At 34.2% G+C, this 23,328-nt stretch carries 24 protein-coding genes and 2 pseudogenes; 8 read left to right on the top strand and 18 right to left on the bottom strand.

Translation table 11 applies throughout. The features are described 5' to 3' along the window. Nucleotides 1-66 precede the first annotated feature (66 nt). Nucleotides 67-1,068: an LLM class flavin-dependent oxidoreductase gene (locus ORL93_RS16705; protein ID WP_265959273.1), complete on the top strand. Its 1,002-nt coding sequence runs from the start codon at nt 67-69 to the stop codon at nt 1,066-1,068. 56 nt (nt 1,069-1,124) lie between these two features. Here ORL93_RS16705 and ORL93_RS16700 read toward each other — a convergent pair whose 3' ends face one another. From ORL93_RS16700 to ORL93_RS16690, 3 genes are all read right to left on the bottom strand, one after another. Next, on the bottom strand, nt 1,125-2,075 hold the full coding sequence (locus tag ORL93_RS16700; protein WP_097794652.1) for an alpha/beta hydrolase: 951 nt from the start codon (nt 2,073-2,075) through the stop codon (nt 1,125-1,127). A gap of 304 nt (nt 2,076-2,379) precedes the next feature. Continuing rightward, nucleotides 2,380-2,835, bottom strand: coding sequence for a DUF3939 domain-containing protein (locus ORL93_RS16695; protein ID WP_003197072.1), 456 nt, complete (start codon nt 2,833-2,835; stop codon nt 2,380-2,382). 95 nt (nt 2,836-2,930) lie between these two features. Next, nucleotides 2,931-3,374 carry a Dps family protein gene (locus tag ORL93_RS16690; RefSeq protein WP_003197069.1) on the bottom strand — a complete coding sequence of 148 codons (444 nt, stop codon included), beginning with the start codon at nt 3,372-3,374 and terminating at the stop codon, nt 2,931-2,933. A gap of 240 nt (nt 3,375-3,614) precedes the next feature. On the opposite strand from ORL93_RS16690, the gene ORL93_RS16685 reads away from it, so the two are divergent. After that, nucleotides 3,615-4,655, top strand: a complete 1,041-nt coding sequence (locus tag ORL93_RS16685) for a YkvI family membrane protein (protein ID WP_006094577.1) — start codon at nt 3,615-3,617, stop codon at nt 4,653-4,655. Between the two features lie 32 nt (nt 4,656-4,687). Here the strand turns inward: ORL93_RS16685 and ORL93_RS16680 are convergent, their stop codons facing one another. The 4 genes and pseudogenes from ORL93_RS16680 to ORL93_RS16665 all read right to left on the bottom strand — a co-directional run bounded on the left by ORL93_RS16680 (nt 4,688) and on the right by ORL93_RS16665 (nt 7,599). Then, complete coding sequence (locus ORL93_RS16680) at nt 4,688-5,056, bottom strand: DUF3979 family protein (RefSeq protein WP_018765458.1); 369 nt, start codon at nt 5,054-5,056, stop codon at nt 4,688-4,690. A gap of 332 nt (nt 5,057-5,388) precedes the next feature. Then, a complete protein-coding gene (locus tag ORL93_RS16675) occupies nt 5,389-5,703 on the bottom strand; it encodes a hypothetical protein (RefSeq protein WP_265959270.1) in 315 nt (104 codons plus the stop codon). A gap of 149 nt (nt 5,704-5,852) precedes the next feature. Beyond that, on the bottom strand, nt 5,853-6,902 hold the full coding sequence (rsgA, locus tag ORL93_RS16670; protein ID WP_003197062.1) for a ribosome small subunit-dependent GTPase A: 1,050 nt from the start codon (nt 6,900-6,902) through the stop codon (nt 5,853-5,855). A 179-nt stretch (nt 6,903-7,081) separates the two neighbouring features. Beyond that, a pseudogene (locus ORL93_RS16665) lies at nt 7,082-7,599 on the bottom strand (DinB family protein). Between the two features lie 199 nt (nt 7,600-7,798). Between ORL93_RS16665 and ORL93_RS16660 the strand changes: the two are divergent. Both ORL93_RS16660 and ORL93_RS16655 read left to right on the top strand, forming a co-directional pair. Then, complete coding sequence (locus ORL93_RS16660) at nt 7,799-8,146, top strand: DUF4257 domain-containing protein (RefSeq protein ID WP_018781335.1); 348 nt, start codon at nt 7,799-7,801, stop codon at nt 8,144-8,146. Between the two features lie 85 nt (nt 8,147-8,231). Further along, nucleotides 8,232-8,456 carry a hypothetical protein gene (locus ORL93_RS16655; RefSeq protein ID WP_006094581.1) on the top strand — a complete coding sequence of 75 codons (225 nt, stop codon included), beginning with the start codon at nt 8,232-8,234 and terminating at the stop codon, nt 8,454-8,456. Nucleotides 8,457-8,514: 58 nt separating this feature from the next. Here ORL93_RS16655 and ORL93_RS16650 read toward each other — a convergent pair. Then, nucleotides 8,515-9,119 (bottom strand): annotated as a pseudogene (locus ORL93_RS16650) (MFS transporter); the annotation flags it as partial. 38 nt (nt 9,120-9,157) lie between these two features. Beyond that, complete coding sequence (locus ORL93_RS16645) at nt 9,158-10,093, bottom strand: aldo/keto reductase (RefSeq protein ID WP_018781337.1); 936 nt, start codon at nt 10,091-10,093, stop codon at nt 9,158-9,160. Between the two features lie 66 nt (nt 10,094-10,159). On the opposite strand from ORL93_RS16645, the gene ORL93_RS16640 reads away from it, so the two are divergent. After that, entirely contained in the window at nt 10,160-10,468 is a 309-nt protein-coding gene (locus tag ORL93_RS16640) for an ArsR/SmtB family transcription factor (RefSeq protein ID WP_018781338.1), read from the top strand. Between the two features lie 40 nt (nt 10,469-10,508). Here the strand turns inward: ORL93_RS16640 and ORL93_RS16635 are convergent, their stop codons facing one another. The 3 genes from ORL93_RS16635 to ORL93_RS16625 all read right to left on the bottom strand — a co-directional run bounded on the left by ORL93_RS16635 (nt 10,509) and on the right by ORL93_RS16625 (nt 15,913). Further along, nucleotides 10,509-11,459, bottom strand: coding sequence for a S8 family peptidase (locus ORL93_RS16635; protein ID WP_018765452.1), 951 nt, complete (start codon nt 11,457-11,459; stop codon nt 10,509-10,511). Nucleotides 11,460-11,625: 166 nt separating this feature from the next. Beyond that, the gene (locus tag ORL93_RS16630) at nt 11,626-13,767 is read right to left on the bottom strand and encodes an MMPL family transporter (RefSeq protein WP_265959269.1); all 2,142 of its coding nucleotides are present in this window, start codon (nt 13,765-13,767) and stop codon (nt 11,626-11,628) included. A 265-nt stretch (nt 13,768-14,032) separates the two neighbouring features. Then, a complete protein-coding gene (locus tag ORL93_RS16625) occupies nt 14,033-15,913 on the bottom strand; it encodes an FtsX-like permease family protein (RefSeq protein ID WP_006094588.1) in 1,881 nt (626 codons plus the stop codon). Between the two features lie 269 nt (nt 15,914-16,182). On the opposite strand from ORL93_RS16625, the gene nadE reads away from it, so the two are divergent. After that, a complete protein-coding gene (gene nadE, locus ORL93_RS16620; RefSeq protein WP_003197043.1) occupies nt 16,183-17,001 on the top strand; it encodes an ammonia-dependent NAD(+) synthetase in 819 nt (272 codons plus the stop codon). 59 nt (nt 17,002-17,060) lie between these two features. Here nadE and ORL93_RS16615 read toward each other — a convergent pair whose 3' ends face one another. The 5 genes from ORL93_RS16615 to ORL93_RS16595 all read right to left on the bottom strand — a co-directional run bounded on the left by ORL93_RS16615 (nt 17,061) and on the right by ORL93_RS16595 (nt 20,783). After that, nucleotides 17,061-17,567 carry a hypothetical protein gene (locus tag ORL93_RS16615; RefSeq protein ID WP_006094589.1) on the bottom strand — a complete coding sequence of 169 codons (507 nt, stop codon included), beginning with the start codon at nt 17,565-17,567 and terminating at the stop codon, nt 17,061-17,063. A gap of 100 nt (nt 17,568-17,667) precedes the next feature. Next, nucleotides 17,668-18,129 carry an NUDIX hydrolase gene (locus tag ORL93_RS16610; protein WP_006094590.1) on the bottom strand — a complete coding sequence of 154 codons (462 nt, stop codon included), beginning with the start codon at nt 18,127-18,129 and terminating at the stop codon, nt 17,668-17,670. Between the two features lie 39 nt (nt 18,130-18,168). Beyond that, the gene (locus ORL93_RS16605) at nt 18,169-18,366 is read right to left on the bottom strand and encodes a DUF4083 domain-containing protein (RefSeq protein ID WP_018781339.1); all 198 of its coding nucleotides are present in this window, start codon (nt 18,364-18,366) and stop codon (nt 18,169-18,171) included. Nucleotides 18,367-18,678: 312 nt separating this feature from the next. After that, a complete protein-coding gene (locus ORL93_RS16600; RefSeq protein WP_006094592.1) occupies nt 18,679-19,839 on the bottom strand; it encodes a transglutaminase domain-containing protein in 1,161 nt (386 codons plus the stop codon). Nucleotides 19,840-20,045: 206 nt separating this feature from the next. Further along, the gene (locus ORL93_RS16595; RefSeq protein ID WP_003197034.1) at nt 20,046-20,783 is read right to left on the bottom strand and encodes a YwqG family protein; all 738 of its coding nucleotides are present in this window, start codon (nt 20,781-20,783) and stop codon (nt 20,046-20,048) included. 239 nt (nt 20,784-21,022) lie between these two features. On the opposite strand from ORL93_RS16595, the gene ORL93_RS16590 reads away from it, so the two are divergent. Next, nucleotides 21,023-21,166 carry a YjcZ family sporulation protein gene (locus tag ORL93_RS16590; RefSeq protein ID WP_265959268.1) on the top strand — a complete coding sequence of 48 codons (144 nt, stop codon included), beginning with the start codon at nt 21,023-21,025 and terminating at the stop codon, nt 21,164-21,166. 88 nt (nt 21,167-21,254) lie between these two features. Continuing rightward, nucleotides 21,255-22,184: a patatin-like phospholipase family protein gene (locus ORL93_RS16585; protein WP_018781340.1), complete on the top strand. Its 930-nt coding sequence runs from the start codon at nt 21,255-21,257 to the stop codon at nt 22,182-22,184. A 265-nt stretch (nt 22,185-22,449) separates the two neighbouring features. On the opposite strand, the gene ORL93_RS16580 is transcribed toward ORL93_RS16585, so the two are convergent. Beyond that, nucleotides 22,450-23,283, bottom strand: a complete 834-nt coding sequence (locus ORL93_RS16580; protein WP_018781341.1) for a VanW family protein — start codon at nt 23,281-23,283, stop codon at nt 22,450-22,452. Nucleotides 23,284-23,328: the final 45 nt, after the last annotated feature.

Below are 23,328 nucleotides of genomic sequence, written 5' to 3'. Positions count from 1 at the left end.
TTCTTTACGCATTTTTCGTAAGTAAATATATAATAGAATGTACATTAAGATAGAGAGGTATTTTCTATGATTAAACTAAGTGTATTAGATCAATCCCCTATTTCCGATGGCAGTACAGCAACTGAAGCTTTTTCCAATACAGTAACACTTGCTCAAGAAGTGGAAAAACTAGGATTTACTCGCTTTTGGGTGTCTGAACATCATAATTCTGTCAGTTTAGCTGGTTCAAGTCCTGAAGTGCTCATATCTCATATTGCAGCGAAAACAAATCGCATCCGTGTGGGGTCCGGTGGCGTTATGCTTCCACACTATAGCTCATATAAAGTCGCTGAAAATTTCCGTGTATTAGAAGCGCTTTATCCAAATCGAATCGATCTTGGAGTTGGTAGAGCACCAGGTGGTATGCCCATCGCAACTCGCGCGCTGCAAGAAGGAAAAATGATTTCACTCGACCAATATCCAGAACAAATTCAGGATGTAGCCATGTACTTACATGACAACGTACCTGAAAATCATCAATATGCAAACCTAAAAGCTTCGCCTGTCATTCCTACTGCACCTGAAATATGGATGCTTGGATCCAGTGGAGAAAGTGCCATGGTTGCAGCAAAACAAGGGGCTTCTTTTGCCTTCGCTCAGTTTATCAACGGCTATGGTGGTCCTGAAGTGATGAAAGCTTATCAAGAACAATTCCAACCATCTTTCTTAGGAGACAAACCAAAATCAATTGTTTCTATTTTTGTTGTTTGTGGAGAAACGACTGAAGAAGCTGAGAAAATTGCGTCTAGTCTAGATTTATCAATTCTATTATTAGAACAAGGAAAACACACAACTGGTACCCCTTCCATTGAAACAGCACAAAACTATCCTTATAGTGCCTATGATTTGTTCCGCATTAAAGAAAATCGGCAACGTATGATTGTAGGTGATCAACGTTACGTCAAAGAACAAATCTTAAACTTGAGTAAAGCTTACAATACTGAGGAATTTATGATTGTAACCATCACCCATCAATTTGAGGACAAATTAAAATCGTATCGTTTATTAGCAGAAGCTTTTCATTTATAATATACAAAAAAAAGTGCGTCACATAAAGTGATGCACTTTTTTTCAGCCTAAGTTTTTTATAAATCTGTACCCTCAATATATTTAACTGCTTCTTGTAAGATTTCTTCAAAATTCTCAGGGTAATCGTGATTTAAGTTAGAAATAACCTTATACTCATGATTTATATTTTTCGTTTCCAATCGTTTCACAAACTTCTGTGTACATTCAAAGCAATCTTCATCCTGATCTCCACAAATAATATATCCCTTAATACCTTTATCTTTCAATTTATCCAGCAAGTCTTCCCACTCTTCAATTTCAGGAATCCATGGCGCTACAAAAACAAAGCCTTTTACAATAATATGTTCGTTTAAGATTGCATGTAACGCAACTCTTGCTCCAGCGGAAAATCCTCCAATAATTACATGCTCTACCTCACCATGATTACTAGCTACAATACTTTCATAGTGTTCCTTTAACTCACGAGAGCCCTTTTCTATATCATCCCATACGTATCCTTCTGAAAATTGAATTTGAGAAGACTGCGGTAATGCTAATAAATACCCTTGAGATACAACGGATTGCCAATATGGTTCTGCTATCTTTATATTTTCTTGATCACCATGCAATGCAATAAGTAGATTGTTATGAATACCGTTATTTCCTTGTATAACTTTCAAATCAAATTGTTCAGATTTCTTTGCTACTTCTTCTCTTTCTTTACATAACTGAATCATCTGATGAAATTCTTCATATCTATGAAGGGGGTTCAAATCGGCATCTGTAATTAAATACTCATACCCATACCAAAACTCATTTTCTACAATCGCTTCTTTCATTATATGTAAGGCTTCTTTCTCAAGCCCAGATGCGCTTGCTAATGCATATTTAAAATTATATATTTGAGCTTTATTACCAGTTATCTTATCAGCATTTTTGGTAATATAATGGTATGCTTCTAAACTACCATCCTTTGCATAACATTCTAATGTCTCATTTAACAAACCAATATAAGTAATCTTACTCATCCACACTTACCTCCCGTAACCTTTTTAGAAATATATACTTCTCTAACACGGTTTCAGTCATCCTAAGGTTCCGGTAAATACATACTGTCAATTTTTGAATATCAGATTAACAGTAACTCCCCCTACTCTTAGGATGACGTTTGCTAACTGACTTACAATTTTTCATAATACATCACTCCTTTCTATCTCTTACATACAATTAAATACAGAATTAACAGAAAAGTCAATCTATAAATCGAACTATACTATACTTTCACATTTCTTTTCAACAAAAAAACAACAATATATAATTGTTGTTTTCATGTTAAACAATATTTTTTTTACTTTTATCTGGCTGACTTGAAACTAAATAATGCTTCTCTGAAATATATAATTTTCGCTTTAATATACGATCTAAATACGGCGCTAGTTTCATTCCACATATAAGACGATCCTCATCATCTTCTACAATAGGAAACATTTCTTTTTCTGTAACATATTGGTCTACTGCTTTTTGCACAAGATCAATCTCTTTTACGAGTTTTAGATTTTCTTCTGTATGTTCAAATACCTCGAGCGTTTCCTTCGTTATAATGAACGTATTTGTAGGAAATGCTGGTAAATACGGTTTTAACAAGTCATAATTCACTGTATAATCTTCATTGACTAATACTGTATAAACAATATTTGCATTTGTTTCCAGAAATTTAGCCATTGCTTGCTCTAATTCGTCTTTCGTAATTGACCTCTCCTCTTTTCCACTTTTGAAAAAGCGAAACATTGCATCGCCTCCTTTTTACTATATTATACCATAGAAAGAAAGCTGAAAAATCATAAAAAAACCTATTGAAAGAATTTTCAATAGGTTTTTTTGTCTTATTTTAAGAAGGCACTCAACATCCAAACATGTTGTTCTAATGTTGTATGAATAGCTAATAGCATATCTGCTGATGTTTCATCTTTAGCCTCATCCGCTACTTCCATACCTTCTTTTAATTCTTGAATGATTGCTGAGAAATCATTTACTAATGTTTTCACCATTTCTTCAGCTGATTCTTTACTTGTTCCTTCATGTACAGTAGATGTTTCTAAATACTCTTTCATTGTTGCTAGTGGTTTTCCTTCTAACGCTAAAATACGTTCTGCTAATTCATCAATATATGTTGCTGCTTCATTATAAAATTCTTCAAATTTTTCATGTAATGTAAAGAAGTGTGGGCCTGTCACATACCAGTGATAGTTATGAATTTTTACATATAACACATTCCAGTTTGCTACCTGCTTGTTTAATACTTCAACAACATTTGTTTTCGTACTCATTCAATCCACTCCTCTTTATTTTTAGAATTATTCTCTTTTAATAATACATTCTTATTGTACCATAAATTCCCTACTCGTCCAAATCATCCGCTTATATGTAACAAAGTTTTAACAACTTTAATCATTCCTAAATGTTGAGAAATCCATGTACCCTTTCTTGCACTTCACATGTCTAATTGCCCAAGCTCACACATATGCATAATAATAGGTCAAGCTCATCATAGTAGAAAGAGGGATTACATGGATAATCAACAATGGCAAGTAGCTAAAAAAGTTGCTGCTACTTATATTGGGACTGTCGTCGGAGCTGGATTTGCAACTGGGCGAGAAATTGTTGAGTTTTTTACGATTAACGGATTATACGGAACAATTGGAATATGCGTAAGTGGATTTTTTTTCATTTGGTTAGGAACGAAAATGATGTTGCTTTCTTCACAAATCGGTGCATTTTCCGCTCAGGAATTTAACAGATATTTATTTGGTGATGTATTTGGAAATGTGGTAAACACTTTGTTATTACTCGTACTTTTTGGTGTGACAAGTGTTATGCTATCAGGCGCTGGTGCTGTATTCGAAGAACAACTTCGGCTACCACGACAGCTCGGTATTTTCATTACAGTTATCGCATGTATCATTATTGGTAGTCGTGGATTACAAGGTGTATTTGAGGTGAATACACTTGTAGTACCAATTATGATGATTTTCATTATCGGACTTGCTATTACAACTTTTATTCATGGCACAACACCTATCTTTAACACTGTTCCTACAGAAAGTTGGAACATGAAATGGATAACAAGTCCACTTACATATGTCGCCTTAAATCTTTCTCTCGCCCAAAGTGTTTTAGTACCGTTAGCAAGTGAAGTAAAAGATCGAAAAGCGATTCTATGGGGCGGAATTTTAGGAGGAGCTGGACTATGCTTTATTCTATTATGTAGTCATTTAGCCATTTTATCTATTGACCAATTTTATCAATATAATATTCCTATGGCTGAAGTAGTAAGAAGATTTAATGCTACCTTCCATTTCTTCTTTGTCCTGATTATTTTTGGGGAAGTGTTTACAACATTAGTTGGAAATGTATTTGGGATGACAAAACAAATGCAGTCTATCACTGGTTGGAAGAACAACAATATTATTTATTTTATTTTACTAATTAGTTATTGTTTTAGCTATATTGGTTACAGTGAACTTCTTCACATCTTGTATCCAATAATCGGATGGGTTAGCATCGTTCTTCTTCCAATTATCGCATATAAACAGCTTGAAAAAACATAGTAAAAAAGCATCCGTTATGTACGGATGCTTTTTTACTCACAATCTTCACATACTTCCCAATACAAACCCATTTCTACTGCGAGGAATGGCTTTAATTGTAACCGAATCATTCGGCTTGGCATACGCTCTAAAACAAACTGAATACCTTCTTCATCCTCTTCTAACTCGGTTTTTAAGATTACTATTCGTTGTATAGTTGTAATCGGCTGACCCTCTTTATATAAAGTAATTCGCAACTCATCATATTCATTAAAAAACAATTCTACACTCATATGTTCTGTTGATACACTATTAACAATTGAGTACTTACCATCTTCTTCTTGGATTACATATTTCCAGCCATTTTTTCCATCTTCCATTGGAGCAGCTTGAAATAATGACATTAAATCCTCGTATAGCATAAGATAACCCCTCTCTTACTAAAAAACGATGAGTATTTTATATACCCTTTTTCTCTATCACTATCAAGCTTATTGTACCATACATCAATTGACTTGCTATATTCTTCTGCCTATTATACTCCACTACTTTTATCCCGCTATTTGCTGGCAGTAACACTCCCACCTCAAAATTCAGCGAAAGCTAAGAAATTAGGTTGAGGATGAACTGCCAGTAAAAGCCCGATTGGGGAAGGCTGATAATCAGTGGGGAGAAGAAAAGCCTCACCGATTAAAGTTTCACTGTATATAAATCATGAAAAAACAGGAATGACATTTATCATTCCTGTTTTTCATCAAAATACTTTCCCTATAGCAACTAAAGCTAATACCACTATCAAGCTGGCGAATAGTACCGATACAATAAAGCTGAAAATTGGTAATGTTTTCTTTTCATTCTTTTTAAACAATAGTCTTAAACTAATCACGATATTTAATGGTACAAATATGAAATAAAAATATTTAATAATTTGCATTACACCACTCGAACTATTTAAAAGTGTTTTAAGTACAAACACCTCAATCAAAAAGATAAGAAAAAATGAAATACTTAACCAAAATGAGGCATAGCTAAGCCAAGAATATCTTTTCGTTCCCCAATACACTCCCATACTCTTCTCCTTTATAAATAGTCTACTTTTCAATAATTATACATACTTATAACAAATTCCTTTATTTTTCGACTATAATTGCCTATTTTTATAGAATAAATGACAAAAAACCAAAAGCATTCTATTAGCTTTTGGCTTCTCATTCTATTCTACTTTCTCCGATTCTGCTTCGCTATTTTTTTCCACTTCTCCCGCTCAGCACGAGCAAGCGCTAGATCTTGTTTTCTCATTGCGTATGCAATTTCCTTTTGCAATTTTTTATAATTCTGCAAACGGTTTGCTTCTAAAATCCCCTCATCAATAGCGGTGCGAACTGCACACCCAGGCTCATTTTCATGCTGGCAATCACGAAAACGGCACTCTTCTGCAAATTTTTCAATATCAGAAAACGTCGCATGAATCGCTTCGCTTCCCTCCCACAGTTGAAGTTCTCGCATTCCTGGCGTATCAATTACTAAACCACCACTTGGTAATTGAAACAACTCACGATGTGTCGTAGTATGCCGTCCTTTACTATCCTCTTCGCGAATACCACCTGTTTTTGCAACTTCACTTCCCATTAATGCATTTAGCAAAGTAGATTTCCCGGCGCCTGAAGAACCAACAAGAGCAATCGTTTTTCCAGAAGTGACAAATTGTTGCAAGGACTCAACTCCCGCTTGCTGTAAACTATCCACTGCAAAGATTGGAACACCAATAGCTATTGCCTCTGTTTCCAATATCTTTTGCTCCACATCTTCACACAAGTCACTTTTCGTCAAAACAATAACAGGCATTGATCCACTTTCATAAGCTAATAATAAATAACGTTCAATTCTTCTTACATTAAAATCATGATTAAGCGCATTTACTAAAAATAGATAATCAACATTTGCTGCCACAATCTGCTCAACCGTTCTTTCGCCAGCTGCTTGCCTAGAAAAGGAACTTTTTCTTTGAAAAACACTATGAATAATTGCCTTGCTTTCCTCTTTTATTTTCTTTACATGCACCCAATCACCAACTGCTGGATAATCACCTTTATCTAATGCTTCATGACGAAACTTTCCAGATAACTCTGCCATATATTCGCCATCATCACAAATAATACGGTACATGTGCTTATGTTCAAGTAAAATTCGACCTATTTCATACTTTTCTAAAGATTGATCCTCAAAAAAAGAATCCCATCCGAATGTTTCTAAACAATTTTGATTCAAATCTATATCCTCCCTATTTTGAGCTCAGTGGAAGGATGACGCGATTCTTTACAAAGTCTCGCTCTTTCCATCCACCTTTGTACTTACTTTAACATCCATATAAATCATCGCCATAATACATCACTCCGTTCTTAGTTTAGTTAATCTCATTATATGTAATATTATTTTGAAAAGCTACTTTATTTAACTAAATTTTCAGATATATACTTTTTTATCGTCCTTATTTGTCCGCGATGGCTGATTTCATCTTCTAGTACATGGAACCACAAATAGTACTGATTATATATGCCCCCGTTATCCCATCGACCTTCTGACATTAACCAAGCATCATCTTTTTCTTTTAAATATCGCAGCGATTCTTCTCGAACTTTATTAAAAAGTTGTACGTAGTATTGCACCTCATGCCCGCGAATTCTTCTTCCCGCTTCTCCTAAGAAAAGAGCGTTATTCCATCCCTTCAACTCCTCTTTTGTAAAATCTCGGTTCTGGAAAGAAATGAGCTGATGAACTTTTTCTATTGCGGCAATATGTTTTAGCAATGCGCCGATAGAATTCCCACCATCGACCAAGATAAAATCTAAATTTTCTACTGTTAAATCTTTTATTTCATACAATGTAACCGCTCTTGCATGCTAACAAGTTGTCCTACATTTGGCGTATAATTCTCTATACTTCGTATTCGGTAATCTATTTTCATTTTTTCATCCTCCTTTTCTAGATTTTATGATAATGAAAAAGAACGTCACATAATAGACTGAAATATACCAGAATTTTCTGTTATAATAAAAGTGAACGAGCATGTAGCCAAACCAAATTTTCTCAATATACTTATATAAAATTTAAAAAGGAATACGGATGTAAAAAACGAATCTTATTCACTAAAAGGAGTGGATTTGATGGAGATGTATCAATGGCTAACTGCTGTTCTCATTGGTGGCATTACTGGTTTCGTTTCCCATCTTATCAATAACCAAGGCAAGTTATTGCTTCCACGCCGTTTAAAAACATTTTTTCATCTTGGGTTTTTCACTGATATTTTGACTGGTAGTCTTGCTGCACTTCTGGGACTCGTCTTATTTGATGTGATTACTATAAAAGAAATAATTAAAGTGTCCATTGTCACTGCCATTTCAGGGCAAACATTCTTACTTCATCAAGCCCTCGGCGGTGAACAGGCAAAAAACACACAGATTAGTAAAGCCGATGAAAAAATTCAAGAAATTGACAAATTGTTACGGCGTTAATCTATACTTCATTTAAAAATTACTGTTATAATGGGGAATAAATATTTCTGAATTGCGTCGTCTGTCAGAAGAAAGGGTGTTTCGTATGCCAAAAAAGACAATAGAAGATTTCTTAACAGACTCTGAAAAAGAGGAACTGATAGAAAACTATAAATGTTTACGAGCAGCCCGCACAAAGCGCGAAGCTAACTATTTTGGTGAGGCAGTCAATCACCTATTGGATAAAGCCCAAAAACGAATTATTGAAGAAGCAGGAATCGAAGATGAAAATGCTGCAACTGTTCAATCCAAACGAAAAGCACTGTTTTAGACGCATCACTAAAACAGTGCTTTTTGTCATTTTGTTTACATAACAATATTATTATTGATTATAAAGAGGCGGTCTTCTGTTTTTCTCCTATTTCTCCCGTCATGTATCGATCGCTTTTTCGGAACACTAGAAGTGAAACCACATATAAGATAGCCGTAAATAAACCAATGAAAATAAAATTACCAAATGCTGCAAATAGCACCCCCGCTATTGCCGCCCCAATTGTTTGTCCAATATACATAGAAGAGTTTGCTAACGCCGCTCCTGTTCCCCTGGCTGTGCTAGACATCTTTTGCAAACGACTCAACATGAGTACAAATAGAATTCCTGTAATAAAAAATACAATAAAGAAAAATAACGCAACCAATAGAATATGTTTCAAATACGGTAAAATAACATATAGGCCAGCTACGACAAAAATACCACCATAAAATGCATACTTTTTACAAGTCTAGGTCCTACAATATTTCCTGTTAGATTTCCTAGTCCAAGTATAAGCATTGCTGTTCCTACTTCATTTACTTGTAACTTAAATTGAGTTGTTAACCATACTCCCAAAAATGAAAATGCTGCAAAGTTACCAGTTTGAAAAAGAAAATATGCAAAGTAAGTAAGTGAGGTTTTAGAATCTCCTAATAGTTGTTTATAACGACTTACAATAGAATGGTAAGAAAGGGGTAAGAAGCGTTTCCCCCTCTTTGTTAATCCTCTAGAATAGATTGTACATATTCCAAATCACACTCATTTAACGAGACATCTACTACCTTTACATTTTCTCTTACTTGCTCTGCACGTTTCCCACCTGGAATCACCGTATCAATTCCCCTTTGATTTAGAAGCCAAGCTAACGCTATATTAGATAACGTTGTATCTTTTTCTCTAGCAAACTCTTTTAATTTTTCAACTTTCATAAAGTTTTTCTTATATGTACGTTCCTCAAATAATGAAACATCGTGGCGCCAATCTTTTTCATCTAATTTCAAATTTTCCGGATATTTACCACCTAAAATTCCAAAAGCAAGAGGTCCATATGGAATAAATGAAATCCCTTCTTCTATGCAATATGGTAAAAGTTCCTTCTCTGCTGTACGATCTAACATATTATAGGGAGCCTGCAGTACATCAATATCTCCAAACTGATTTGCCTCTTTTAACTGAGCTAGATTTACATTTGATATTCCGATTGAACGAATTTTTCCTTCTTCTTTTAAACGAACAAGTTCCCCAATTGAATCTATGTACATAGTTTCTGGATTGGTAAAATGTAAATAATATAAATCAATATAATCTGTCTGAAGTCTGCGCAAACTATTTTCTACTGCACTTCTTAAATAATTTGGTTCATTGTTAATACAAGTAGAGCCCTTAAATAAAGGCTGTATTCCTCCTTTTGTAGCAAGCACAACATCTTGTCGTTTTCCTTTAATTGTCTCCCCTATTAATTCTTCAGACCTTCCAACCCCATATGCGTCCGCTGTATCTATAAATGTAATTCCTTGCCTTATAGCTTCCTCAATCATTTTCATACCTTCTTGTTCATTCACATTCGAATATAAGTTGTGACCCCCTACTGCATTCGTTCCTAAACCAATTTGAGAAATCTGTAATTCTCCCTTTTGCAACGTCGTATAATTCATTTTCATCCCCCTATATTTCTATATGATATAGTGCAACTGAAAGAACTTATAAAAGTAGGTGACAATATGCGAACACTATACCATCCAAACCGAGAAGAAATTCAATTTTCTTCTGTCTTATATGCCCTCAGCGACCAAATTCGTTTACAAATTGTAAACATGCTAATGGAACAAAATGAACAATCATGTGGTGCACTAAATATTCCTGTGGCAAAATCAACCTTATCCCATCATTTTAAAGTTTTGCGTGAATCAGGTGTAATGTATACACGTATAGAAGGAACGCAGCGTTTTATTTCGATTCGAACGGAAGATTTAAACGCTCGATTTCCTGGACTATTAGATGCTGTCTTGCAAGCAACGGAACCGTATTAAAAAACATCTCATATAAATATGAGATGTTTTTTAATAGCAATTATTCTTTTAATAAATCTATTAAACCATTCCCTTCAGATGTTCGCTCATATCCTAATGGTACAGTACGTTTAATGAGTTGTGCATAGATTTCTGGTTCTGATAACTTTCTTCCATATTCTCTTTCACATTGTTTAATCAGAAGGGCTAATGCTCCCGCAATATGCGGCGTTGCCATTGACGTCCCACTTAATACCGCATACTTTCCTTCAGGATAAGTAGAAAGTATTTCTTCTCCTGGAGCGACTAAATCAATTTCCTGATTTGAATTACTAAAACAAGCAAGTTTCCTTTCTAAATTAACAGCACCTACTTCAATTACTTCTGAATAAGCACCTGGAAAGTCTAATTCCTCTGTTTCATCACTGCAATCTCCATTATTTCCTGCTGCACATACAACGAGTACGTCCTGTTTCACCGCATGTTGAATGACTTCATGTAACTCTGGAACATCTTGTGGCCCGCCGAGTGACATAGAAATGATTCGTACCCGTTCTTGATTAGGCCCTCTCCAGCGCACTGCATAATCAATAGCCTCAATAATTTGTTGATAGCTTCCTGAACCATCTCCTGATAATACTTTTAACACTAATAACTTAGCAAGTGGAGCAACGCCCAGTACCCCTACCCCATTTTCTGCTGCTGCAATTGTTCCTGCAACATGCGTACCGTGACCATTATTATCAAGATAGACTTTCGGGTCCCCTTCATAATCTTCAGTAAAATTTCTCCCGCCAATAATTCGATCTTTTAAATCAACATGATTTATATCACAACCTGTATCTAAAACAGCAACGACAATGTCTTTTCCTTTTGCACTCTTTTCCCAAGCACCCGGAGCATGAATCAGTTGTACACCTGGTGGAATTTCGTTCACTTGCTCTATTACTTTATCGACCGTAAACGGAATTAATTGAATACCTTTTTGTTTATTCGCTGTACTACTGTTCACCATAACCCCTCCTAAAAATATATTACCCTCCCATTGAATGCGCTTACATTTATAAATAACATTCGTTTTCTCACTTCCATTTTCCTGCTTCAATATTTTTGTCAATATAAAAAAACATCTTTTCCACCAGATATTCTGACGAAAAAGACGTTTTTGAAATCCTATATTACTTCATTTTTTGCGGCCACAAACTCCATTTCTTTAATAAAAGCATAATTGCTGGAACAAGCAATGTCCGCACAAGGAATGTATCGATAATAACCCCTAGTGCAACTACAAATCCAAACATAAACAGCTCTAATAAGGGCTGAGTAGTTAATACAGCAAATGTAGCCGCTAATATGATACCAGCAGAAGAAATGACGCCTCCTGTCGCTGTTAACCCATTTTCAATTGCTGCTTGTAACGAATGCTGTGCTGCTTCTTCCTTAATGCGTGAAACGAGCATAATATTGTAATCAACACCAAGTGCAACAAGGAACACAAACGTATATAATGGAATTCGATAACTCATGTCAGTATATCCAAACAAATGCTGGAATAAGAACATACTAAGCCCTAATGCCGCACAATATGATAACAATATCGTTCCAATCATATAAATTGGTGCAATGAGTGATTTTGTTTGAATACCTAATAAAATAAAAATTAAGCTAGAGATTAACACAACGATTAATGTTGTATCATGATTATTAATATCATACAGATCCGCTTGCTTTGCTGTTTCACCTGCGAAATAAACATGACCATCCTTTACAAATTCACTTTCTTTACTTTGAAGCGATTGAATCGTGTCCATTGCTTGTAATGAGTATGGTTGATCTTTTAAAATTAATTGTACTTTTGCCGCTTTTCCATCCTCAGACAATAATTGACTTGTGTTCTTTTTAATCGTTTCAATAGAAGGATTCAACCCTTCTACACCTTTTTGTTTGTCTAGCTTTTCTACAAACTGTACGATTTCTTCATTTGATAATTTTCCCTCTTTATTTACTACAACTGTAATTGGTGCCAATTGACCAGGAGAGTATTTCTTTTCAATTAATTCATATCCTTGTCTGGATTCTAAATTGTCCGGGAAAGACTTTAATAGATTGAATGAATACTTAATTTGAAAAATATTCATTGAGCATACAATTAGAAATACAGCAACCGCTCCTCCAATAATATATGGTCTACTTACTACGACATGACTCACCTTTTTCCATATCACGTGTTTTTCTTTTTGCTGCCCAATTTTTGGAATAAACGGCCAGAATGCTTTTCTACCAAACAGCGTAAAGAGGGCAGGTAGTAATGTAATTCCACCTAGAATAATGACAACAAGCGCAATAGAAAATAGCGGGGCGAAGTTTCGATAACCATTATATACTGCGAAAAACAGCATTAACATCGAAGCAAGCACAGTACTCCCACTAAAGAAAATCGGTTCGCCTACCCTTCTCATCGCTTGCTTCATACTTTCATATTTATCTTCACGCTTTTGCAACTCTTCCTTGTACCTTGCAAAAATAAATAAAGCATAATCCGTTAACGCGGCGAATAATAAGATTGACATAATCGACAAGGATTGTGATTTTATTTCGAGGCCAAATTTACCAAATAAACCAAGGGTTCGGTCGATTACTTGGTACACAATAATTGCCGCTATGAGTGGAATAACTGCTAATAGTGGCGAACGATAAATCATAATTAATAATACAAAAATCAACCCAATTGTTGATAATAGAAGTACTACATCAGCATTTTTAAAAATTTCTAACGTATCCGCAGCAATCCCCGCTGGACCCGTTACCTTCGCCTCCATACTAGAAGGTAATTCCTGTTTCAATTCTTTTTTTATTTGATTTACAGTATTGTGAATCTCTTTTACTTCTAGATTATTTGCCATTGTAACAGGTAAAATAAAACTTGTTTTATCTTTAGATAAAAAACCTGTTAACATTTGAACTGGCATTTCACTAATTGGTACAATTTTCTCGACATGCTTTATTTTCTTATCCTCTAGCCTCTTGGTCATTTCTTGAATATGTTGTAACTCTTCTTCCTTCATTTCCTCTTTTTGATCAAATACAATAATAGCCGGTAATCCTTCATCATTTGGAAAATACTTTTCTACTTGTTTTTCAGCTTGCAAGGATGCTGCGCTTTTCGGAATGCCATCACCACTTACATTATTTGCGTATTTCTTTGCTGGTTTGGAGACTCCTGTTAGTACAAGCATAATAATAATCCAAGATACAACAATGATTTTCGCACCTTTTTTACTACTCGCAAAGTCTGTTGTGCTCTGTAACCATTTCAACATACAAACCCTCCTTACACATTATTAACATTTAATAAAGTTAATCATTAACTTTACACTATATGTATATTGCTTTCTTACAAACAAATAAAGTGTAGGACAAATCTATGTGAAAAACAAGACTGTTCACAAAAACTACAAATTACTATTTGTATATACAATTATTAAAACATTACATGTAAACTCTTAAAAATATCCAAGTTTTTATTTATATAATAAAAACTCCCCTAACCTCATGTGTTAGGGGAGTTTTATGAACTACTATATGTTAACTCATTCGTAATCTTTCTTTCAATTGCTTTAAATAACGTGATCGTATCAGGATAAAGTACACAATTTGAATCCCTACAAAGATACTTAATACAATCGCATTTTCTTTTACAAGTGAATACTCAAACATTTGCCCTAAAGCTGTTAACGCAACTGCACCATGTAATGTCGCAACACCAATTGGAACAAAGAATAATAGCCCTAATCGGATCGTTACTACTTTTGCTAACTCACCACTTGTTAAACCTACTTTTCGAATGGAATCAAATAAACGATAGTCCTCTTCTAAGTCAGAGAATAAGCGGAAGTATAAAAAACTACCTGCACAAACAAAGAATACAATACCAATAAAGAATCCTACAAAAAAGATAGGTCCAGCAAATTGTAAAGCCTGATTTTGATCATATTCTGCAGCACTAAATCTTGAATATTCTTGATAAGCTTTTATCTGGTGGGTAAGTTCTTTTCCAGCTTCAATTTCATTTTTTGTTTCGTTTGTTTTATACATGTAATCTTTTACTTCTTTGAATCCATCTTGTAGTAAATTATATTGAGCTTCTGAAACTACATAGATATTTCCAGTAAGTACTTTACCAAGAGAAGATGTGTTAACTTTTTTTACCTGCAACGATTTGTTATCATTCGGTAATTCAATTGTTGTTCTTTCTTTTTTCGGTGGACCTGGTATTTCTATCGATAGAAATAGTACTGCATTTTCAGTTAATAAATCAACTGGCTCCCCCGTTAACTTTGCATACTTTTTATAATCAGATTCTCTTACAAATGTCGCATCTCTTAGTGGTTTATTTTCAGTTTTCTTTGATACAATATCTATTTTTTCAGCAGATATATGATATCTCTTCAATGTTTGTCCAATGAATCGTACGTGCTGTGGCTCATTTTCATCCCCTTGTTTAGAGTGATAATGGAATGCAATTGGTTGATTCATGATTCCCTTTGTCATGGAAGCAAAGCCGACTAATGTACCAATAGCTGAAAATGCTACAGTTGAAATAATGGTAACAATAAAGAACATCCGCGCGTTATCTCTCATACGGTACGCTAAATCTGAAAGAGTAATAATATTCGTTCTCGTCCAATACAACCGTTTACTCTTTTTACATGCTCGAATAATAAATACGCTGAGCTGCTTATAAAATAAGTATGTGCCAATAATGACAACTGTCGTTACAGGAATCAACATAATAAATACCATGGCACCATGCGAAATTAAAGCACCTATATATCCCGCTCCAAGCAATACTATAGCTAAGAACGAAGAAATAATTGAAGCTTTTGGTTCAGGCTTTGCTTTTACTGCACCTCTAAGTAGTTTCATAATCTGATTTTTACGAATCAGCCCTGCACTAAAGAATGAAATGATAATAAATAATATGAAAAACATAATGCTTGTTACACCGATTGCTGTTGTTGGTACATAGTATGATAAAGATAAATCTAACTTTAGTAATAATGGCGCTACCAAAATCAATATACCCGAAAACAGCATGCCACAAATGATACCTGTAATAATTGCAGCGATACCGATCATAACATTTTCAAAAAAGATAAGACGCTTTAATTGAAATTTCGTCATACCTAGCATCATTAAAATTCCCAATTCACGCTTTCTTGTTTTTAAAAACATTCCCATTGAATACAAAATAAAGAAAAACGTAAAAAGATAAATAATGACCTGTGCAACAGACATACTTACAAATACATATTGACCTAATTGGCCTGCGCTTAATGCTGGATGAAATGCAAAAAATGAATAAACAAAAAAGGCCATAATTGCAAATGCACTACTCAAAAAATAAGCTGAATATGTTCGTCTATTTCGCGTTACATTACGAAACGCTAATTCCCTAATATTCATATTGTTTCTCCGCCCTTCCAATCACTATACTGCAATCATAATGAAGCGAAGAAATATCTTCCATCGATTCAAATGACAAAAACCTTACATTTTTGAAAGGTTACAGAAAAATTGATTAAACAACGTAGTTTTTTTATAATGACTACATTCATATTCATACGTTCAACCTATTGTATATTCGCTAATTTTGCGAAATAATAAGGGTGGAGATATATGAATCAGTACATATAAACGTATTGCTTGTTCTATATGAATAGGAGGAAAACATAATGACATTACAAGAACAAATTATGAAAGCACTACATGTTCAACCTGTAATCGATCCGAAGGCAGAAACTCGTAAACGAATTGATTTTTTAAAAGACTATTTAAGAAAAACCGGCGCAAAAGGATTTGTGCTTGGAATTAGCGGTGGACAAGATTCCACACTAGCGGGTCGCTTAGCACAACTTGCAGTTGAAGAAGTTCGTAATGAAGGAGGCAACGCAACATTTATTGCTGTACGTCTTCCATATCACGTGCAAAAAGATGAAGATGATGCACAATTAGCGTTACAATTCATTCAGCCAGATCAATCTGTTGCTTTTGATATTGCATCAACAGTTGATGCATTTTCAAATCAATATAAAGACTTATTAGGAGAGTCATTAACAGACTTCAATAAAGGAAACGTCAAGGCTCGCATTCGTATGGTCACACAATATGCAATTGGTGGACAACAAGGTTTACTTGTTATCGGAACAGATCACGCTGCTGAGGCTGTAACAGGATTCTTTACAAAATTCGGAGATGGCGGTGCTGACCTTCTACCACTTACAGGCTTAACAAAACGTCAAGGAAGAGCTTTATTACAAGAATTAGGTGCTGAAGAACGTCTTTACTTAAAAATGCCAACAGCTGATTTATTAGACGAAAAGCCAGGTCAAGCTGACGAAACAGAATTAGGCATTACATACGATCAACTAGATGATTACTTAGAAGGAAAAGCAGTTCCTGAAGACGTTGCAGAAAAAATCGAAAAACGTTATACAGTAAGTGAACATAAAAGACAAACACCGGCATCAATGTTTGATGATTGGTGGAAATAAACATATAAAGAAAAAAGAAGTCAATTTATATTGGCTTCTTTTTCTGGATTTTTTAAGCATTAATGTCTCATCAATAACACTATCCCTTTAAAAATTGCCACCCACACTACAAATGGCAAGTCTAACGTATTATGAACATTAACATTGTAATCATACATACTCAAAACATTTTTATATATCGAGGAGATTTTATTGGCTGTCATTATCAATTCTTCATCTTTACTTATAGTAATATTTTTAAATGCAAGCGTAGTCTTTATCTGATAACTATTTTTACCATACACTAAATTAAGTTCTTTTAATATAGACTCTTTTTTTAACAATGGTATATTTTTAACTCTCGCAATTTCGCTTCCATCCGGATGACACACTATAAATACATTATACATAACGCTTTCTTTTGTTGATATTGCCTTATACTCTTCTTCCCTACAAAAAAATGAATATTTTCCGTTTGGAAAGCTCCATCTAGGATAAAGTAGTATTTCCTCATTCGTTTTCGTTTCTTGTATATAAGTTTTTCTCAGGTCCATAAAGGAATCTTTAAAAACAAATTCATAAGTCATATCTTTTTCCTCTTGTCTTTAAAGTCTATTGTCTAATAGAGCAAACTAACTATTAACTAAATAAAAAATGTACGATATTCTTTTTAATGCAGTTTTTTCGTTAACGATATACAGCTGTTTTCCCTTTCAGAATATCTTGCAAACAATCCTTATGCTGTTCATTAAATAGTACAGGCATTTGATCTAACGGGAAAAACTGTAAATCTAAAGTTTCTTCTCCATCTATATTTTTACTTCCACCAATTATGGAGCATTTAAAGAACATTCCTATCGTCTGTGCTTGATCTCCATTCGGATATGTATGAAAATACTTTGTATATACGCCTATAAGCTCATCCACTTGCACCATATACCCAGTCTCTTCCCTTATTTCTCGAATTGCAGTTTCTTCAGCCGATTCTCCAATTTCCATTGCCCCGCCAAGAAATCCCCATGCACCATTATCCCCTCTTTTTTGAAGAAGCACTTCACCTACTTCATTAAAAACACAGCCGCCAGAAAAATTCAAAATTACATAATCATGCCCTACTTTTGTTCTTAATTTTCTAATATAATCAGCCATCTTAACTCCTCCAATATATCCTTCACCTATTCTATTTAATTATTTTTTATCTTTTTCAAGTAATTCTATAATTTTATCGAGCTTCTTCTCTATCTGATCGGAATGAACATTTTTTGTGGAAGAATTTATTAGTAATCTCCGAATGAAAAGAGTGAAAGATACGACAAATAACACAATAAGGCCTATCATGACGCACAAGTAAATCATTACAAATATATCATTTTCAAATAAAGACACATCATTCACCTGATTCCTATTTTTGATGATTTCAACATAACTTTACAATAAATAGGGTTTTAATTATGTGTTATCCATTCTAAAAATAATAGTTTTCTTCTATTTGTGGGCAGTAAGATCCCCACCTCAAAATTCAGCAGAAGCAAAGAGGATCAACTGCCCGTAAAAGCCGGATTGGTGAGGGCTAATAATCAGTGGGGAATGGAGAAAGCCCCACTGATTAAATTTTCATTTTATATGACTTAGCTATTTTAGCTTCTCTTTCTACTAACAACTAAGAAAAAAGAGTATCTACGGAAGATACTCTTTTCATTAATACTTAAACGTAATCGTCGCCAATGAATAGTCAGCTTGCGCACTATATGGGGCTACTTGATAAGAAACTCGTTTCACTCCGTTTGGCCAAGAAATTTCATTTAATACTTTTTTAACATCTTGCATCGTTCCATCCATAGACCGCTTATAGCGCACTTCTACTTTTTTAGGTTGTCCTGCAAATTGCTTCTGTAATTTTTTCTTTAATTCATTGTAGTTATCCGCTCCATATTTAGCAGATAAATATACAAGATTTGTATCCTTTAACATTTGCTGATATACCAGTGTTTTTGGACTTCCTACCTTGATTTTACTTGTTAATTCATTATAATAATTTGTTGTTGCTGCCGGATATTTACTCTGATCCCAGCTATGGTCTTTACTGAATTGTTCATCAGACATATTAAAATATGAATAGGTTACACGTCCCTCTTTATCTGGAACCGGATCATCAAACGTAGTATCAAGATGATACCATTTTCCATCGATATTCACTAGATTCCAGGCATGCGCTTGCCCATCCCCCATCCCAGTTACGATATGGGATTGAATACCTGCTTCTTTTAATAATTGATAGGTTAATAATGTATATCCTTGACAAACCGCTGAACGATTCACCAACGCTTCATACGCCGTATAAGCTTTATAGGAAGTATCGTATGAAACATGTTTCACAACATAATCATGAATTGCTTTCACTTTTTCATGCTCATCCATGCCAACCTTCAAAATAGAACTTATAATTGATTTTGCTTGCGCCTTTACATGTTGCGTTTGTTCTTTTGATTCACGATATGTAATTTTTAATGTAAAAGTATAATTTTCTGGTATACCACGAATTGAATATTTTGTACTTGCTACATTGTATTTTAAGTACTCATCTGCATCTACTATCTTAGTATACTCTTTATAGAGCGTATCCATCACTTCTCTACCATTCTTAGCTTTTGTTTTATATGTGATTGTAATATTTTCTTCACGATTATCAATATGTTTTTTTAATTCTTTTTGGAAATTTTTTAATAATTTGGTATCCGGTTTTATATCGTCCACTTTTTCATTTGTAGCTGCATAAGATACTGCAGGAACTTGTAAACCACCAATCATAATCGTTGAACAAAGTGCGACAGCTGTTAAGTACTTGTTTGATTTCTTCATCTCATCTTGTCACGCCCTTCTACTTAAAATCATAACAAATGTTCATATACTTTTAAAGTATACAATACTTTTTCAAAAAGAAAATATGGGATTGTGCATATTTATTAATCATTATTTTATCATCACTAAATATCGAATTTTTAAAAAATATATCGTAAAAGAAAAGCAGTAAACTCTTCAATAAGAATTAACTACTGCTTTTCCTTCTAACAAGACTGCAATACACAACATGTATTTTCAAAACGACGTTGCTTTAAATCTTCATTTCCAATGCAGAAATACAGCATCCCTAAATCTCCCCACATCATATTACAATTTGTATAGTCAGAGTCAACTTGGAATAACAATGTCATATCCTGATCATTAATACCAGCATATTCTCCAGCCTCCTCAAATACTTCTCTTTGCACTGAGAACGGTTCACCAAATACTTGATGATTATCATAATGATCTGGCATTAACTCCTCTAATAGTTGTAGAAAACGATCCGAATCAGCTTCATCTTCAATAAATAGCTCAGGGAGTTTATATGTTAGCTTAAATGATAATGCACATTGTGTATATTTTGATGGTTGATCACTTATCCTCTGTAATTGTTCTAGCGGAACGTTATAATATAGAACACGCCAAGTACCATCATATTGATAATTGCCATTATAGAAAAAATACAACATACCTGTTTCAGGTAAGTCATGCTCTATGTTCACGCCTTGTAGGTCAGCTAGATTGAATTGTGCAATAAAATCTAACGCTTTCCCTTCATAAGTTGGGTATTCAAATGTAGATGGAACATCAGGCATTCCCCCCATCTTTGAACAGCCAATTGAAAGTGACTCCTCTTGTCTCGGAATAACTTTTACACATGGAAATATAGTAGCTAATAGTTCTGGTTTTATATGTGTTAAATCATATTTATCAATTAATAAATCAATCTGGTTTCTCATAACTTCTCCTTACGTAAATGTGCTTATCCGTATCATAACACACATACAGTACATCCTTCATCCTAAAAAATCGAAATAAGTTATTCAAAAAAACAGGCTTATCCCTAGGACGCGAATAAGTTTAAAACAGCATAGTATACAGTGTTCCTACAAACACGATCTTTCATAATTCCTTATAGCAGATCCTCAAATTGTTCATTTTTCTTTATTTCAACTTTTATTATAAGGAGGCATTCCATATGGGTTATGGTTATGGTGGCGGTTACGGTTACGGCGGTTATGGTGGTGGTTGCGGTTACGGCGGTTTCGCTTTATTAATCGTTTTATTCATCCTTCTAATCATCATTGGAGCTAGCTGCTGTGGCGGCTTCATCGGTTGCTAAGTGGCTTTAAAAACTATTGTAAAAAAGCACGTGAATCACGTGCTTTTTTGCTATACGGCAAATCCAATCTTTGAAAGGAATTATTCCTATGAAAATCGATGGTGTCTTTGAAGGTGGCGGCGTTCGAGGAATTGCACATGTTGGTGCAATTTGTGCATTAGCAAAGCAAGGCTATGAATGTGAACGTGTAGCGGGAACATCAGCTGGAGCTATTATTGCAGCCCTTCTGGCAGCAGGTTACTCTTGTGAAGAATTAAAAACAATTATTAGTAACGTTAATTATCATCAATTTATAAAAAAAACTTTACTTGATAAAATTCCTTTTGTAGGAAAGGGATTAAATGCATGGGCTAAATTAGGGATTTATTCAAATGTTTTTTTAGAAACATGGTTAGAAGACTTACTACACAAAAAAGGGATTCATAATTTTAGCGACTTATCTAATCCACAAAACTTAAAAATCATTGCCTCAGATATTAGTAATGGAAAGATGGTTATTTTCCCTGATGATTTACCAAACTATGGATTTACAAATCAAGATTTCTCTATCGCAAAAGCTGTTAGAATGAGCAGTACTATCCCTTTCTATTTCGAACCAGTAAAATGGAAAACACCTAAATGGAAACAACCTTGTTATATGGTTGATGGAGGTCTTCTTAGCAATTATCCAATTTGGATTTTTGACTCACCTAATATACCCCGTTGGCCAACTTTTGGCTTTCATTTTGTAAAAAATGAAATACAAGCTGAACCTGTTCCTTATGAAGATCCCATCTCGATGTTTAAAGGCTTATTCAAAACGATGATGCAAGCACATGACTTACGCCATCTAGATAAAGAATCGAAAGCAAGAACCATTGCAATTCCAACTGGAACAATTACAAGTACAAAATTCCAATTAACTACTGAGGAAAAAGAATGGCTTTATCAGTCTGGTTTTCACGCTGCCGAAAAATTTTTACAGTCTTGGAATTTCAAAACATATATTAATCGATTTAGAAATGGGAATCGAATTTGAAAAAGAAATTAGCATTACTATCCATAGAATCCTTAGAAAAATACTTCTTACTGTATTCATTTACTTTTTTCATTATTTTCACATGGATATTGTAAGACCACTAAATCATAAAAAAGAAATAAGCCTAATAAACTAAATGTTTTATCCTACTACTTACGAACAATAATACCTCCAACTCAAAGTCCAACGAAAGTAAAGATGTTAGAGGTAAGATTAACTACCCGTAAAATTAAAGTTTCATTTTATTAGGCTTCTTCATAAAGTACTACTCCTCACTTTTACCACTACTATAAGCCAGAAGTGGCTCATACATCATTATTGCGTGATTTCCCGTTACATATTGATCCTCAACAAACTGTTTTTGTTGATTAAACGCTCTACGATGTATGACATTACATCGGATATAGCCACCCCAATACGCTGGCTTAATTGCATGTTCTTTTTCATATACTTCATATTGGTAAAGCTGAGGATAGGCTGTTCTCCATTCCCCTACTAAGTGTTCGTCTGTCACGTAAAGATGAAGTTGATAAGCTTGATCTGTTTCATTTTTTATTTGTAAATCAAGATAGTTATAGGAGCAAGTCGCACCACTTCCAAACGGCTGTGTACGCTTTGAATCAGGAAATACATCATAGCTATGACGATATCGCTCTGTTACGGTTAGTGTTGTATGTAATGTCATCCAGTATATTAAATTTGAAAGTTGACAAAGCCCACCTCCAACTCCTGGTTTAAAAGTACCATAATGCAATACCATTCCTTCTACATACCCTTTTCTCTTTGTAGTCTTACCTATTAAACGCCAATAAGAAAATGTTTCTCCCGGCTTAATTACAACACCATTTAACTGTTTAATAGCGATTTTCAAATTAATAATTTTATTCTCTTGATACCACATATCTACATCTTTAAGTTTACGAAGCAGTATTGTTCGATGCTGTATAACAGTACAAGGTAACTTTTCTTGTTGAAAAGTTTTAGCATACTTTTTCCCATCCGTTAACCATTGAATATTCCTTTTTACAGAGTAATACCACGTTCCTAACATAATACGATACTTAGACCTTTTTTTAGGCCGTATGTTTACTTCATTCATTTTATTCTCTCCTCTATCATCTATGTATTTTCTATGGTTAAAATA

The organism is Bacillus sp. DHT2 (genome assembly GCF_026241455.1).
Taxonomy (GTDB): Bacteria; Bacillota; Bacilli; order Bacillales; family Bacillaceae_G; genus Bacillus_A; species Bacillus_A pseudomycoides.
The sequence above is the reverse complement of the archived record's forward strand: the minus strand, read 5'-3'. Positions and strand labels throughout refer to the sequence as shown.